We start from the raw sequence: 14,915 nt of genomic DNA, 5'->3' as shown, positions 1-14,915 counted from the left end.
GACTCATTTTAACCTGAATTTTTATGCTGAGAGGCGATGGTTTTTGCCAATTTCTTTAATCCTAACGCTTTGAGCAAGAATCGATTGGGGTTAAGTTGGCAAGCCAGTTCATTGCTTACGGGTAAAGGCTGATGACAAATCATACTTGCTAGCAGCTCTGCACATAATGGTGCACTGGTGAACCCTTTGCTGCCATGTGCCGCGTTGATATATAAACCTGATAACCACGGTAGTGATTCAGATGATGCACTTGGTCTTACAGGGTTTTTTGTGAGATTAGCACCATCGATTAATTCACCCACTAACGGCCAGTAGTCGCTGGTGGAACATCGGTAAGAAACGCGACCCCCAGTCAGGTTTTGTTTCAAGTCCTGATAGAGTGCTGGTGAGATGTTGTTGAGTTTATTTAAGTTAGAAGTATGGTCTGCCTCTGTCAGGGTTAAATCAAGCGGTTCGGTTGAGGTGGTTTGTGTGTCAGAAAATGAAGCACCTAAGCAATGAGATTGTGCGGTATAAGCGGATGGACTTAAGTAGCCATCGCTGCAAATAATGGTGTTCACTTTGCGGCTATTAATCGTTGAATCCAGCACGCTCACCTGACCGCGTACTGCTTTTGTCTGTAGCGGTAAATCAGGTAGCAGTTGTTGTGCATCGTTAGCATTCGCAATGATAAGTACATCTGCTGTTGCGAGTAAATGATGGTGACTGTAAACCTCAAAACCTTGCGCTTGCTTAATCAGCTGATTGACTTGCTGTGTGTTAATAATCGTAATGTTTGGATGTTGCGTTAAATAGTGACATAGGTTCTTTGGTTGTATCCATGCCGCTGTTGGGAAATATAATGCATCATGGTCAATCGAAATGCCTGCGATGGTGCTAGCTTCATTATGCGACACATATTGGAGCACGCTAGTAGGGTAATTGCGCGTAGCCACTTTTTTAATGCGTGATAGCTCTCTAGCGTTGAACCCAAGTTGCAACATGCCACACATCGAAAAGTCAGAGGCAGGTAGATTAAGAGATTGATAAAACGCCAAGCTATATAGGTAGCTATCTAATGCAAATTGACTACTTAAGTCATCGCCACTTAAGCGTGGATATAACATCGCGAGCGGATTGCCTGAGGCGGCACTGGCAATTTCTGCATTACGCTCAATGAGCGTGACTTTAATACCGCGTTTAGCCAATGCATAAGCACTACTGCTACCAGCAATGCCACCACCAATCACAATTGCACTATTAGCCATGCGGCTTACCTATGAATTCCCCACAAAGCATTTCACGTTTTTTACCAAACCCTGTGCGCTTGTTTACCTTAAACCCTGCGTTGATTAAGCCTCTTCTTACACCTCCAGCACTGGTAAATGTTGCGAATGTGGTTAAGGGTTTGGCATGTTTTGCCACTTCTGAGAACAAGCCGCTGTGCCACATCTCTGGGTTCTTAGCAGGAGAGAAACCATCCAGAAACCAAGCATCAGCAACATGAGTGATGCGTGCTAATTGATCGGTGGCATCGCCTATATATACAGACAGCTGGATTCTATGGTTGTACAGGCTAATAGATGTTGTATTCATCAAGGACTCGTATTGATGAATCAGAGGAGTACTTAATTCAGAGAGTTCTGGCCACAATGCTAACGCGGTTGAGATGTCACTCAAGCTAAGTGGGTATTTCTCTACGCTAACAAAATGCAATACCGCATGCTCCGGTGCCGTTGCAAGCCATAGCTTAGCTGCACATAAGAAGTTTAAGCCTGTGCCAAACCCAGTTTCAATAATGGTAAAGTTTTTTATATCAGCCTGTTGCCAGCGTATTGGTAAATCGTTACCTTGTAAAAAGACATATTCAGTTTCTAATAAGCCGTTATCACTAGAAAAATAAACATCTTGAAACTTGGATGAGTAGGGTAAACCATCTACCCATGTTAATTCTGCAGGGATGGCCCTATCTTCGTTGCCTGAATGAGGTGTGATGTTGTCTGACATACGTTTTAATACCGATTAAATAGAGGCCAAATAGCGTATTCGCAAGTTGATCTCAATTTTAAACCATAAAAGCAGCGTAAGTCAGACAACTATCAAGTCAGGTAACGAGAATGGATGAATACTCGTATTAGTCTTTTGGTGTAAGCGTGTCTCTTTTATTATTTGGCTTGGCTAATAATAGGTGGACATCGTCTAGGGCGCGTTCGATAAAGCCACCTTCACAGTAGCAGAAATAGAACTCCCACATTTTGATGAATTCTTCTGAGTAACCTAATGCACGTACTTGGTTGATGTTTTTAAAGAAATTCATCCGCCACATGCCCAGTGTCGTTGCGTAGTGTGGACCAATATCTTCAAGATCAATTAATCTCATATCACTCATCCGCGTAATACTATTAAGCATAGCAGTGTTAGAAGGGATGCACGAGCCTGGAAAAATATAGCGTTGAATAAAATCTACTGAAGATTTAGCCGACTCGTAACGTTGATCGGTAATCGTAATTGCCTGAATCAAGGCAAGCCCGTCAGGTTTGAGTAATGCACCTACTTTTGCAAAGTAAGTGTCATAAAACTGATGTCCAACGGCTTCAATCATTTCAATGGTGACTAATTTATCAAACACACCATCTAAATGGCGATAATCTTCAAGTAATAATGTGATTTTGTCACTAAGCCCAGCCGCCTCCACGCGTAGTTTTGCAAGTGAAAACTGTTGTTTAGAGATAGTCGTCGTCGTGACTCTGCAACCGTAATGTTTTGCCGCATAAATCGCAAAACCACCCCAGCCTGTCCCAATTTCGACCACGTGGTCAGTTGGTTTTAAATCGAGTTTATCGCAAATGGTTTTTAGTTTTAATTCGGATGCTTGTTGCAGTGTCTGTGTTTGGTGGTTAAATATCGCACTTGAGTACATCATGGTTGGATCTAAAAATAACTGAAACAACTCATTGCCTAAGTCATAATGTGCTGCAATATTTTTACGGCTGCCTTCTGTTGTATTGCTATTTAACCAATGCAATACTTTAAGAATCGGCTTGGTCAACCATTGGTAGCCACCTTCTAGTGCATCCATTACTGATTGATTGATACACATAATCCTGACCAACTCAGTGAGGTGGTCAGTGGTCCAGTAGCCCAGCATGTAAGCCTCACCAGCGCCGATACTGCCGCCAAAAGCAATTTCACCATAAAATCGACTATCATGAACCTTAATCACCGCATGCAACTCAGTGGATGTTTGGCCAAAGCTGTGCGTTTCTTCACCGTCTATCAAGGTTAATTGACCAGTATGCAAATGCTTCAGTCGTTGCAGAATTTTATGTTTTGCTAAATCAGCAACCCACTTTGCCCGATTCTTTGGACGTAGGCTGGTCGTTAGTTTTTCTTGTTGTAGGGTGGGTGTTGTCATAAATTTTTAGAGCATCAAGGTTGATGGGTAGAGTTCGGATGTGAATGAAACGGTAATCGTTTGAGCCACAGTTTTAATGCGTTCCAATAAATTGCTAGTACTACTTTAATTGTCATCAACGGGTATTTGATGAGCAGTATATTGAGTTTAGACGGGGTAAGTTCTGTTCGAGTCAGCGACAGTGTGGCATTAAAGATTAGATGTTCATCTTGAAGATTTTTCATGTGTATATGCAATTGATTTTCTTCTAGTTGAAACGCCCAGTCATAATCAATATTCATTGGCATAAATGGCGACACATGGAATGCTTTACTAAACTTAAAAATAGAAAGTTCGCCATTGTTTGTAAATTTTACAGTTCTGTTTTTTGAGTAATCATGCACATAAGCAAATGACTCATTCCAAGGCGTATTGGTAATGTGGCTTACAACTGCCTGTAATGTTTCTCCGTCATCTTCAAAACAGTAATAAAATGTGACAGGGTTAAAACAATAACCAAAATAACGCATATTCGTTAACATGCAGATGGGGCCTTTAGGCTTCTTTCCTGTGTTGGCTTCAACTAATTGGCTGATTTCGTCTTTTAGTAATTTGTTTGGATCCCCAAAATAGTCCGCACGTTTAAACCATGCAAAATTTCTAGATTCAAAAGACCAAAACGTATTGTTTTTAAATAATGATGGCAGTTCATCTAAGTTTAAAAACATCATAAATACCTGATAGCCAAAGCCATGGGCCTTGGGTTTGAAGCGCTGGTGAGATACCCAACCCTGATAAATAGCACTACTAGATAATTTATGTTGATGCATTGATGTACTGCTCAAAATGCTTGAGTGCTTCTAACGCGCTCACCACACCATCCTCGTGAAAACCATTTCGCCAATAAGCACCAGCATAAGCAGTGCGGTTTATGCCACTTATCTCACTATGTCTTGCCTGTGCAGCCGCACCTGCTAGGGTATAGACAGGGTGCATATAGGTTAAGCGTTTAATCACTTTGTCTGGATGAATATCATGGGTATGGTTGAGTGTCACCAATAAAGGCTCTACGGATTGCAAACCTTGCAGTATGTTCATGTTGTAAGTCACCGCAACTTTGTTTGATGCTGGGTTAGTCACGTGATAATTCCATGCTGCCCATGCAAGTTTTCTTTTTGGCATCAGATTGATGTCATGGTGTAAAAAGATGGTATTCTCTTGATAGGGGATTGCACCAAGTATTTGTGTTTCCTCTGCTGTTTTATCTAATAACATCTTCAGTGCTTGGTCGCTATGACACGCAAAAAAGACAAAATCAAATTTTTCTTCCTCACCATTGATTGGTTTTACCCGCACGGACGTTTTTAAGCGGCGTACACTTTCTACTGGTGTGTTGAGCCTGATTTTATGCTTAAACGGTGTCGTTAGTGCATATACATAACTGGCTGACCCACCTGATATAGTGCGCCATTCAGGTCTATCATTCACGGTTAACATGCCATGGTGATGAAAAAATCGTACAAAAAAACGCGCTGGAAAAGAAAGCATTTGTGTTGCATCGGTTGACCAGATAGCTGCACCCATTGGCACAATATACTGATCTATAAACTGTTGGCTATAGTTGCCTTGTCTTAAGTAGTCACCAAGTTTTATTTCATTTCCATCAGCTAATAGCTCCAGTGATGTTTTATTGAATCGTAAAATGTCACGAATCATGCGGTGGAACGAAGGTTTGAATAGATTAATACGTTGTGCAAATAAGCTATTCAGACTAGTGCCGTTATATTCTAGGCCTGTGTTTTCACAGCGTACACTAAAGCTCATGCTGCTCGGTTGCCACGCAACGTTTAGCTCATTCAATAAATTGATAAAGTGAGGGTAGGTGCGATCATTAAATACAATAAAACCTGTATCGACATTGACGGTTTTACCTTCATGCTGAACTTGATGCGTATGAGTATGTCCGCCAATATGACTTTCAGCTTCAAATACGGTGATGTCATGATTTGCATGCAGGTAGTGTGCAATCGTATTACCTGCAATCCCGCTTCCTATAATCGCTATTTTCAAACTGAGGTCTTTCAAAGAGGTTAAAACTAAAAGTCGGATTGTTCTTATTTGGTTATGTGTTGATCAGTAGTGCTAAAGCTTATGGTCTTGTTTAATTTTACGAGACTCTCTTATCGATACAGGTACAGTGCGTAAGTCCCATATCAGCCCACACATTGCCAGTAATTTTAGGCCATAGTAGGTTAGATCAACTTCCCACCAGTAAAAACCCTGTTTGGCAGAACCTGGGTAATGATGATGATTGTTATGCCAACCTTCACCTAATGTGGCTAACGCAATCCAAAAGTTGTTTCTACTTTGGTCAGTTGTAGCGTAACGGCGTTTACCCCATACATGAGCGAGGGAGTTAACGGTAAATGTTGCGTGGTAAAGCACTACAGTTGAAACTGCAAATCCCCAAACCAGTAACTGCATTCCATTTGTGCTTAAATTTGGATACGCATGTGCTAGCCAATCGCCTAGTAAGTAGATGCCAACTGCTAATATGACTGGGATGATGGCATCAAAACGATCTAAAAGTCGAAGCTCGGTATACCTCGATAGTTCTTTTACATTTTCAGTTTGTGCTGTGAAGTGTTTGGACGATAAAAACCACCCAATGTGGCTCCATAAAAAGCCATGTTGTACAGGTGAGTGTGCATCTTCGGTTTCGTCAGAGTACAAATGATGGTGACGGTGATGAGATGCCCACCAAATAGGGCCACGCTGCACTGCAGTGGCACCAATCAAGGCTAGAATAAACTGAAAGACACGGGTAGTGCGGAAGGCTCTGTGTGAAAAATAACGGTGATAAAAAGCGGTAATTGCGAACATTCTTATTAAGTAAAGTACAAGTGCAAACCCTAACGCAAACCAGCTAAACCCTACAAATAGCACTGCAAAACATGCAACATGCATTAAGATAAAAGGAGCGACACGAAGCCAATCTATCGTGTGCCATTGGTTCTTGACAGTGTCAACATCGGCATGAAGTTGAACTGAGTGATTATCAAACCATGAAAGTAATTTATTAAACATAATGTTTACTGGGTTTTCGTATATTTCTTTTGATGCTCAATGGCAACTGCTTAAATTAATATTAGCGGTTATGAGGTACGCGACGAAGCTTGGTCATGTCATAGCCTAGGTTGTTGACAAGCGTTGTCAGCTTTTTGTAGTCTTCTTCGCTTATTTTCGGAGTCCTAGCCATAATCCATACATAATCTCTGGCATTTCGTGCAATCACTGTTTGTGTATAGTCTTTATCAAGGTGAGCGATTAAATATTCCGCTTTAATTGGCCATATAAATTGCATACCCCATGTAGCATTGCCTGAGTTTTTCACAACAAAACCACGAGGCTCGTATTTTTTCTGTGGCCCAGTTAAGCTACCTTTATTAAAGGTAAAGGTAGTGGCAATCGTGCCATCGTCATCAAGCTTGTAGCTCTCAATTGCATTGTAAGACTCAGTTTCAATCGCAGTTGGAATCGCAGCAATCACGTACCAATCACCCATGAATTTAGGTAAATCTACTTGAGGAACCGTGGCAATAGGTGTTAGCTGCTTACCCGCACAAGCAGATATTAGACTCGCTAATAGAGACATAAAAATAAGCCTTTTTGTTATATTCATCATATGGTTAATTATTTTAATTTGTAATAAATCTGATAACCTTCTGGGGTGATTGATTTTAAACCAACCCATTCCTGTTGATCAGCTGAATACCATAACTCAATGTTTAGTTTAGGTTTTCCATTTAAACTAGCATCAAGCTTATAGTGAAGTGTTTCTAAAGCCTTACCTTTTACTTCTAGTGTTTTTTTGCCTAATTTTTTCACTGAGGTGTCTAAATACTCAGCATTTTGCGGATTGAGTAACTTGGATTGCTCTAAAATTCTTTGGTTCCAATAGGCAAAAGTCATTGTGCAACTAGGTAGGCTTTGTGATTCTTTTCCATTACTTACCTCAAAATGGTCAGCTTGACGCTGTCCTTTCACTACCGTTTTTATTTTGTTTTCTAATGTGTCTGCTTCTAAACTTTTAATGCAATTTTTATCCCAACTTTCGGTTGCTTGGTGATCGTATTGGTAAGCATTAATGAACAGTAGTTTCACATTAAATTTTGCACGGCTTGTGAGCGTTTTATCTTCACTTAAATTGAATATGTGTTCGCCGATTTTTGTTTTATCTAAATACACATCAAAAGCCCATTCTTTAGCATAGCTACTGCTCGATAGTAATACGAGTAGCAGTGTGAGCAGTGTATGAGCGAGCAAACGTAATGATTTCATGAGGTGTGTAAGTGCAATCATTAATGATGAAATTTAACTTCTGGGTTTACCAGGTATAAAAGCATTGGTAGTTTTAATGTAGCGCAAATATTCAGGTCGACGTTCTGCAATATCTTTTTCTAATAGTGCTACACCACTCACTTTAAGTAGTAATAATGTCATTAATATCGCTGAGGGAATTGACCACCAAGCACCGCCTGCTGCTGCAATAATGAAAAATCCCCACCATACACAACACTCGCCAAAGTAGTTAGGGTGTCGAGAGTAACGCCAAACTCCAGTATCAAGGACTTTATACTTATTAGTGGCGTGATGTTTAAATCTGCTTAATTGCCAATCTGCAATTGATTCCCAGACGATGCCGAAAATGGCAATCAACATGCCCAGCATATCAATCATATTTAACGGTGTGCTGGAGGTGACTCCGCCCAAAATTGGTAATGAAATAATCCAAGCCAATACGGCCTGTAAACCAAACACGATATAAATGCTGCTCCATCTAAAATACGGCGCGTTATTTTTGCGGATAGCAGCGTAGCGATGGTCTTCATGTGGTCCCCAGTTCCGCCACGTTAAGTAAATGCATAAACGTAACGCCCAAGTAGCGACTAAAATGGTGACAAGCATGCCTCTGTCACTGATCGTGCTGAATGACTCGATATAGGCGAATCCAGCAACTAGAAAAAACAAACTCCACATGCTATCGACATGTGTCACGTTATTTCTGAACACACTTATTATCCAACCAATTAAGCCAAATCCAAGCATTGCCCACAATCCGTTTAAATATAGATCTAATACTGGCATCTCATCACCTTTTAACAATATTCACACGACGAGCAATATAAAGTAGGGCAGGTGTTATAGTGGCCCAACCAATGGCCAATACAACAAAAGATAATTGGCCAGTCATTGTTACTGCACCTAGTTTCTCAGCAGCAAGATATGCTAATGGCCCACCAATCATGCCAAAAATAACGCTTACGTAATATCGTTTGTGCATCCACGCCAAACTCATATTCAACGTAGTCCCAAATGCCAACCAAAGGGCTAAAATCCATACGGGCACGATAAATTGATGCCAGCCGTGATGTACATAATTAACTAGATTAAATGAAAGTAAGGCTTGATCTAAAAATGCGCCAATCACCAGTGTGTAAACGAGTAGTTTCAGTTCATTCTTAACATTTTTAGACTTATATAGATGCCAAATTAATATCACTACTGTGACCAAAACACCTAACCATGGCATTGCATTGGCTGCGCCTAAGACGCAGGCAAACCATGCAATTTGAAACAGAATGAAATTAAGTATTAGCATCAGCCGTCTTTTTATCTATTGAGATGGACGTTCGAATTGATAGTGAGTTACCCACCATTCCTGACCATTTTTATAGCCAAACAACTCGGCGCAGGCCATAAAAAAGATGCGCCAACGGTTACGCCATTGCTCTGCATGTTCAGCACCGTATGTCTTTTCTAATATGGCGGTCATCTCATTGTGATGATGGTCCATATTTTCAAGCCAAGCATTTGCTGTTTTTTCATAGTGTGTGCCATCCCAGCGCCAGCGTTCAACTAGCTGTAGGTCTGATTGAAAGTTTAATGGCAAGTCATCACTTGGCATCATGCCGCCAGAAAAGAAGAATTGACTCATCCAATCATCTTCACCCTGTACTTCAAATAAATAGGGGGTGCTTCTATGTACAAAAATATGCATAAAGAATTTACCGCCAGGGCTCAGCCAATCATGAATCTTCTTATATAACGCCTTGTGGTTACGCATATGCTCAAACATCTCAATTGACACGACTCGATCAAAACCATTTTTGGGATGGAACTGCTCATTGATGTAATTTGACGGGTCAAAATGATTCATGTCGCAAGTGATAACACGTATATTATTCAAGCCTCTTTCTTTTGCACGGGCTGTAATGTATTCACGTTGAGAGTTAGAGTTAGAGACTGCTGTAATTTTAGTATTAGGATAACGAGCTGCCATCCATAGTGTAAGAGAGCCCCAACCACATCCCAGCTCTAATATGGTTTGCCCGTCTTTTAAGTCAGCATGTGCGCAACTTAAATCTAAAGCGTTAGCTTCAGCTTCATCTAGAGATTGGGTTTCTGGTAGCCAAAAACAGCTACTATATTTTTTGTGAATACCTAAGCACAGAGAGAAAAATTCAGATGGAACCTCGTAATGCTGAGTATTAGCAAGCTCTGGTACAAGCGCTACAGAAGCTGTATTCATTGCCTCAATAAACTTGGATTGTATTTCAGCACTTTTTTCACAGTCAGTTGCATTGATTTCGGCCAATCGCTGTTTAGAAAGGTTTCGAATACCATATCGAATTAAACAGTCTGGGATTTTTCCATTTTCTGCAAGATTAATGGCTAAGCTTGTAAGCTGCATAGTGATCTTTCTTTGTTTTATTTTTGCTAGAAGCTACGTACTATTGGCTGTATTAGTACTAAATACAGCGAATGCATGGTTGTATTTTTTATAGACACTCGACCACATTGGTCAAGTCAGGCGGGTTAAAGTTCAATGAAATTTAACAAGTCAAAGAAAGTGTAGTGGACGAGCTAAGAGAATGAATCTTTATGTGTGATTTTAATGCTGATCTGCGTACCCTATAATGCCTAAGAATAGGCGAACCAGTCCATATGCAACCCAAGAAAGAAAGCGTTTTGCAATGTTTCCTTTAGCCCAGTCATTCACTTTAATTTCATAAGCACCATCATGAATAGCCGTGAGGATATCTTGGTGTAAGGTAGTGGCAAAGTATTTATCTTTCACAATGATATTAGCTTCACGCGCCAAGAATAAGCTAAATGGGTCAATGTTTGATGAACCTACCGTCGCCCATTCTTGATCAATTACAGCGACTTTACTATGCATAAAACTTTTTCGATATTCATAGATTTCAATGCCATTTTTCAAAAAAACATGATAAAAAGCATGGGTTGCGAACATCAAAAAGTATTCTTTGCGACCTTGCAGTAGTAGTTTTACTTTAACACCACGTTTAGCCGCACTGATTAATGCCTTTCGGAAACGTCTGCCAGGAATAAAATAAGCGTTGGCAATCATGATTTCATGCTTGGCACTATGGATGGCTTTTAAATATGCTGCTTCGATATCTCTTCTGTGCAATATGTTGTCTCGTGTCACAAAAGCGGCTTTAATACTTTCTTTGGTGGAATGAACGGGAGCGTGAGTGTCAGGGGTTAAGACTGGTTTACTGTGAAAGTGTAGCCAGGCTAAACGTTGCCATAATTTTTTTACGTTATTTGAAATTGTAGGTAGAAGTGCGCCTTGTACGCGAACTGCGTAATCAATTCTAGGGGCAGTTTGGTGCGGCACATTATGGTCGTCAATAATATTAATTCCACCGACAAATGCGACTATACCGTCTATTACAGCTACTTTTTGATGCAGCCTGCGTAATCGATTCTTTTTAAAGGTCCATGGAGATATCTTTTGCCGATAAACCATGACATTAACACCAGCTGATTCTAGCGATTCAATGTACGTTTTTGGTAAGGTCTTTGAGCCGAACCCATCAATCAGCAAATATACCGAAACACCGCGGTTCACGGCATTAATCATAGCATTACCAATACGTGTACCTATTTCGTCTGCTTCGTAAATATAGGTTTGTATATAAATGTCATGCTGCGCATGGTCAATCGCATGCTCTAGGGCAGGAAAGTACTCAATGCCGCTTCGTAACAGCTGAATTTGATTTCCGCTGATGAAATGCATAACGCTTAATGGCCTTTGATTAATGTTGCAGACAACATGGCATGATCAGAGAGTTTAACAAAGTGTGCGCCAGAGTGAACTTCTACATGCTGAATCTTAAATCCACGAGTATAAATACGATCTAATCTTAGAATCGGTAGCCACGATGGGAAGCTACGTGCTGGCTTGCCAGTGTGGTGGTCAAATACCTCTTGTAACCCAACTTGATGTGCAAAGTCTTTGCCAGAGCGCATGCCCCAATCATTAAAGTCGCCTGCAACAATTAATGGAGAGTGTGGCGGAATCTCTTGCTGGATATAGTCTTTAATCGCCATCAGTTGTTGCTTGCGCCAGCGTGCGAATAAGCCCAAGTGTACACATATCGTATGTAATGGTACATCCCAGTTAGGGATGCTAATTTCGGTATGTAGCATACCTCGCTCTTCAGTGCTGTGTGCAGAAATATCGATATTCGTCGTTTTAATAATCGGGAATTTAGATAATAGAGCATTACCATGATGACCCGCTGGATATACTGAGTTTTTTCCATACGCGTATTCTTTCCATACGGTGTCCGCTAAAAACTCCATTTGCCCAGCTATTGGCCAAGCATCAAAGCGTTTGCTGTGTTCTTTATGTACATCACGCACTTCCTGTAAGAACACAACGTCTGCGTGTAGTTTGCGTAATAGATCACGTTGGTGGTGCAACGAAAAGCTGGTGTTAAAATGGGTTAATCCTTTGTGGATATTGAAAGTGGCAATACGGAGAGTGTTGTGCACGTTAGTTTCACTTCATGATTAGATGCAATTAAATATCACTGCCATTCATGCTAGCACAGACTTATCCCACTTACTATTCGATCGCTAACGGATGGGCAAGTAACCATGCAATCACGTCATCGGCATTACGATCTGGTGGGAATACCGGGTAAAACACTTTTTTAATTTTCCCATTCTCAATAATCATCGTTAAACGCTTGTACAGTGTCTTGCCGAGAACAGAGAACGTTGGTAGCTGCAACTGATCTCTCAGTTGAAGTGTGTGATCGCTTAATAACTGGAATGGAAGATGCAGACGATTACGCGCTTCAAGTTGATATTCAGTTGTCTGACTACTCAGACCGAATACATTAACGTTCAGTGCCTGCAACTCTGCATAATGGTCACGAAATGCACAGGATTGTGGTGTGCAACCACGCGCTCCAGGTATTTGATCCCAACTATCTGGCAAAGGAGTATCAGGCCGCCCCGTCATTGGATAAATGTAGATTACGTGTCTGTGTTTTAGCTCAGCTAAGTTAATGTTGACGTAATCTGTGCCTAACAGTCTTAACGCAGGTAAGTTCATGCCCTTAAGATGCCGTGCTGCGTTATCATCAGATGGTGCTAAAAGACTTTCTGGCAGTATGGATAGGTCTGTCATCATAAATCTAGTCGATAAAGGTAACTTCAATTCCTTGGTCTGACCCTAAATTATTATCAGGGTTATCTATCCAGTATTGATAAAACTCGCGGATAACTAGCAAGAATAGTTGCTTGTTTTCATCAATTTTAAATAATGGAAGCGTTACATCAACAGCAACTCGATAGATTCTTGCATCATCAGTTGGTGAGCCTTTTAATTGTAAGAGTAATATTTTTGCAAGGTTAAGACGATTGTCCAGTAGTTGTTGGTTTGCGCCTTTGTCCATTAACGCTTGTTTATACGCGCTTAAATGCCTAGATTCTGTTGCATCGAATTTAGCGGTTTTTAAAGCATCGGTCAGTACTTTTAGTGACGTAGGTTGAGGTTGCCATTTAAGTGGCTGTATATCAAAACCACCCTGACGACTAAATGCCGCGATTGATTTAATATCTTGCATCCAGAATGGGTAGAACTCTCTGGCTGTGTTCAGGCTATCATGCCAGATATCAGCAGGAATAGTTTTAATGATTTTTTCAATGGCTTTGCTATAGCTTGACCGCTCAAGCGGTTGGTTTTTTAGTAATGGAATAAATTGATCTAAAAATAACGAGCGCTTATAAAGCATGCCACTCTTTGCGCCTTTTTTCTCAAGTAACTTGAAGTAGGCGCTAATTGCTTCTTTTTCACGAGCAGTACACATTTATTTTTGTTTTTCACCAATATGTGTTTCACCACGTTGTTTTGCTAATGCCACCTGTTTTTGTCTTTCCAATAACCTTGCACGCTTTTCTTCTGATACTTTATCGAAACAATGCGGGCATGAAATGCCAGCAACGTATTGCTCACTTTTCATTTCTGCAGGTGATAGCGGGTGTCTGCAGGCGTAACACTGGTCAAATTCACCGACTTCTAAATTGTGTTTAACGGCGACGCGTTGATCAAATACAAAACATTCACCTTCCCACATGCTTTGTTCTTCTGGCACTGTTTCCAGGTACTTCAATATTCCGCCCTGTAAGTGATAGACCTCATCAAACCCTTGGTCCAACATGTAAGAAGATGCTTTTTCACAACGAATTCCACCCGTGCAGAACATGGCGACTTTTTTATGTTTGGTTTTATCAAAGTTTTTCGCAATATACTCAGGAAACTCACGGAAAGTGGTTGTTTTAGGGTCAATTGCTCCTTTGAACGTTCCAATATCCACTTCGTAGTCATTACGAGTATCAATCAACACAACATCAGGATCTGAAATCAGGGCATTCCAGTCCTCAGGTTTCACATAAGTACCAACTTTCTTAGTAGGACTAACGCCAGGTACGCCAAGTGTAACGATTTCTTTTTTCAACTTTACCTTCATGCGGTAAAACGGATGCTCATCAGCAAAAGATTCTTTGTGTTCCAAGTCCGAAAACTTACTTGCAAACAAAGGCGCTGTGCGTAAATAATTTAATAAAAGATGAATGTCTTCAGGCAGGCCTGCAATGGTGCCATTGATGCCTTCTTCTGCGAGCAATAGCGTGCCTTTGATATGATGAATTTTACATGCAGCAAGAATGGGGGCCTGCAATGTCTGGTATTCAGGCAAGCTAACAAATTTGTATAAGGCGGCGGTCAAGTACTTAGGCATGGCAGTTGCAGTAATATGTAATACGCTATTTTAACAGATGATTTTATAAAACAATGTTTATCTACATTGATGTGTCAGTGCTATTAAACTGAAATAACATGATGTCATTTAAATCAGATTATAGTTAATTTAAACAAGCTCTTATTGTAAACAATTGTTAACTTAAGTCCTTGCTTCACTCTGAAGTAATCGTGTCGTATATCATCCCTGAAAAATATCATGATGTTTATTAAACAACATTTTTTGATGCATTATTGATAAGCGCTGATTGCCATCACACTCAAACTTTAAAACCAAACAGCAATATCAAATTAAAAAATGAAGTTGTGCTGTGTATCTCATTATCGTCAATAAAACCTTAGGAATTTGATTAATAAGTAAATAGGGGACGTAACACAATTAATCGATACAGTAAT

At 40.4% G+C, this 14,915-nt stretch carries 16 protein-coding genes; all 16 read right to left on the bottom strand.

From position 1 onward, the window contains the following. Positions 1-8: 8 nt before the first annotated feature. The 16 genes from mnmC to A391_RS0109570 all read right to left on the bottom strand — a co-directional run bounded on the left by mnmC (position 9) and on the right by A391_RS0109570 (position 14,499). Positions 9-1,247, bottom strand: a complete 1,239-nt coding sequence (gene mnmC / locus A391_RS13915) for an FAD-dependent 5-carboxymethylaminomethyl-2-thiouridine(34) oxidoreductase MnmC (RefSeq protein ID WP_019899029.1) — start codon at positions 1,245-1,247, stop codon at positions 9-11. Continuing rightward, positions 1,240-1,986 carry a tRNA (5-methylaminomethyl-2-thiouridine)(34)-methyltransferase MnmD gene (gene mnmD, locus A391_RS13910; RefSeq protein WP_019899028.1) on the bottom strand — a complete coding sequence of 249 codons (747 nt, stop codon included), beginning with the start codon at positions 1,984-1,986 and terminating at the stop codon, positions 1,240-1,242. The genes mnmC and mnmD overlap by 8 nt, the downstream gene beginning before the upstream one ends. A gap of 127 nt (positions 1,987-2,113) precedes the next feature. Further along, positions 2,114-3,394, bottom strand: a complete 1,281-nt coding sequence (locus A391_RS0109635; RefSeq protein WP_019899027.1) for an SAM-dependent methyltransferase — start codon at positions 3,392-3,394, stop codon at positions 2,114-2,116. Between the two features lie 14 nt (positions 3,395-3,408). Beyond that, entirely contained in the window at positions 3,409-4,203 is a 795-nt protein-coding gene (locus tag A391_RS0109630; RefSeq protein ID WP_019899026.1) for a DUF1365 domain-containing protein, read from the bottom strand. Continuing rightward, a complete protein-coding gene (locus A391_RS0109625) occupies positions 4,190-5,443 on the bottom strand; it encodes an NAD(P)/FAD-dependent oxidoreductase (protein ID WP_029144110.1) in 1,254 nt (417 codons plus the stop codon). Before A391_RS0109625 ends, A391_RS0109630 begins: the two co-directional genes overlap by 14 nt. 72 nt (positions 5,444-5,515) lie before the next feature. Then, on the bottom strand, positions 5,516-6,460 hold the full coding sequence (locus A391_RS0109620) for an acyl-CoA desaturase (RefSeq protein WP_019899024.1): 945 nt from the start codon (positions 6,458-6,460) through the stop codon (positions 5,516-5,518). Positions 6,461-6,521: 61 nt separating this feature from the next. After that, positions 6,522-7,028, bottom strand: a complete 507-nt coding sequence (locus tag A391_RS0109615) for a lipocalin family protein (RefSeq protein WP_019899023.1) — start codon at positions 7,026-7,028, stop codon at positions 6,522-6,524. A 38-nt stretch (positions 7,029-7,066) separates the two neighbouring features. Beyond that, positions 7,067-7,714, bottom strand: a complete 648-nt coding sequence (locus A391_RS0109610) for a DUF6134 family protein (RefSeq protein ID WP_157261345.1) — start codon at positions 7,712-7,714, stop codon at positions 7,067-7,069. A gap of 33 nt (positions 7,715-7,747) precedes the next feature. Next, complete coding sequence (locus tag A391_RS0109605) at positions 7,748-8,521, bottom strand: DUF1295 domain-containing protein (protein ID WP_019899021.1); 774 nt, start codon at positions 8,519-8,521, stop codon at positions 7,748-7,750. A 4-nt stretch (positions 8,522-8,525) separates the two neighbouring features. Further along, positions 8,526-9,035 (bottom strand): DUF2878 domain-containing protein, encoded by a 510-nt coding sequence (locus A391_RS0109600; RefSeq protein WP_019899020.1) that lies wholly within the window; start codon positions 9,033-9,035, stop codon positions 8,526-8,528. A gap of 15 nt (positions 9,036-9,050) precedes the next feature. Beyond that, entirely contained in the window at positions 9,051-10,127 is a 1,077-nt protein-coding gene (locus A391_RS0109595) for an SAM-dependent methyltransferase (RefSeq protein ID WP_019899019.1), read from the bottom strand. A gap of 201 nt (positions 10,128-10,328) precedes the next feature. Continuing rightward, the gene (gene clsB, locus A391_RS0109590) at positions 10,329-11,483 is read right to left on the bottom strand and encodes a cardiolipin synthase ClsB (RefSeq protein WP_019899015.1); all 1,155 of its coding nucleotides are present in this window, start codon (positions 11,481-11,483) and stop codon (positions 10,329-10,331) included. Between the two features lie 5 nt (positions 11,484-11,488). Further along, on the bottom strand, positions 11,489-12,244 hold the full coding sequence (locus A391_RS0109585) for an endonuclease/exonuclease/phosphatase family protein (protein WP_019899013.1): 756 nt from the start codon (positions 12,242-12,244) through the stop codon (positions 11,489-11,491). Between the two features lie 73 nt (positions 12,245-12,317). Further along, a complete protein-coding gene (locus A391_RS0109580; protein ID WP_019899012.1) occupies positions 12,318-12,890 on the bottom strand; it encodes a peroxiredoxin in 573 nt (190 codons plus the stop codon). Positions 12,891-12,894: 4 nt separating this feature from the next. Then, the gene (locus A391_RS0109575; RefSeq protein ID WP_019899011.1) at positions 12,895-13,569 is read right to left on the bottom strand and encodes a hypothetical protein; all 675 of its coding nucleotides are present in this window, start codon (positions 13,567-13,569) and stop codon (positions 12,895-12,897) included. Further along, entirely contained in the window at positions 13,570-14,499 is a 930-nt protein-coding gene (locus A391_RS0109570; RefSeq protein WP_019899009.1) for a rhodanese-related sulfurtransferase, read from the bottom strand. It lies immediately after the preceding gene. Between the last annotated feature and the right edge of the window lie 416 nt (positions 14,500-14,915).

This window comes from Methylotenera mobilis 13 (assembly GCF_000384255.1).
In the GTDB taxonomy this organism is placed as follows: domain Bacteria; phylum Pseudomonadota; class Gammaproteobacteria; order Burkholderiales; family Methylophilaceae; genus Methylotenera; species Methylotenera mobilis_B.
This window is presented reverse-complemented; position numbering and strand designations above follow the sequence as displayed.

Excerpts from the sequence above, each read along its gene's own strand:
- A391_RS0109600 (WP_019899020.1), bottom strand. The coding sequence starts at position 9,035 with ATGCTAATACTTAATTTCATTCTGTTTCAAATTGCATGGTTTGCCTGC.
- A391_RS0109610 (WP_157261345.1), bottom strand. The coding sequence starts at position 7,714 with ATGAAATCATTACGTTTGCTCGCTCATACACTGCTCACACTGCTACTC.
- A391_RS0109605 (WP_019899021.1), bottom strand. The coding sequence starts at position 8,521 with ATGCCAGTATTAGATCTATATTTAAACGGATTGTGGGCAATGCTTGGA.
- A391_RS0109635 (WP_019899027.1), bottom strand. The coding sequence starts at position 3,394 with ATGACAACACCCACCCTACAACAAGAAAAACTAACGACCAGCCTACGT.
- mnmC (WP_019899029.1), bottom strand. The coding sequence starts at position 1,247 with ATGGCTAATAGTGCAATTGTGATTGGTGGTGGCATTGCTGGTAGCAGT.
- clsB (WP_019899015.1), bottom strand. The coding sequence starts at position 11,483 with ATGCATTTCATCAGCGGAAATCAAATTCAGCTGTTACGAAGCGGCATT.
- mnmD (WP_019899028.1), bottom strand. The coding sequence starts at position 1,986 with ATGTCAGACAACATCACACCTCATTCAGGCAACGAAGATAGGGCCATC.
- A391_RS0109620 (WP_019899024.1), bottom strand. The coding sequence starts at position 6,460 with ATGTTTAATAAATTACTTTCATGGTTTGATAATCACTCAGTTCAACTT.
- A391_RS0109595 (WP_019899019.1), bottom strand. The coding sequence starts at position 10,127 with ATGCAGCTTACAAGCTTAGCCATTAATCTTGCAGAAAATGGAAAAATC.
- A391_RS0109615 (WP_019899023.1), bottom strand. The coding sequence starts at position 7,028 with ATGTCTCTATTAGCGAGTCTAATATCTGCTTGTGCGGGTAAGCAGCTA.
- A391_RS0109575 (WP_019899011.1), bottom strand. The coding sequence starts at position 13,569 with ATGTGTACTGCTCGTGAAAAAGAAGCAATTAGCGCCTACTTCAAGTTA.
- A391_RS0109630 (WP_019899026.1), bottom strand. The coding sequence starts at position 4,203 with ATGCATCAACATAAATTATCTAGTAGTGCTATTTATCAGGGTTGGGTA.
- A391_RS0109580 (WP_019899012.1), bottom strand. The coding sequence starts at position 12,890 with ATGATGACAGACCTATCCATACTGCCAGAAAGTCTTTTAGCACCATCT.
- A391_RS0109570 (WP_019899009.1), bottom strand. The coding sequence starts at position 14,499 with ATGCCTAAGTACTTGACCGCCGCCTTATACAAATTTGTTAGCTTGCCT.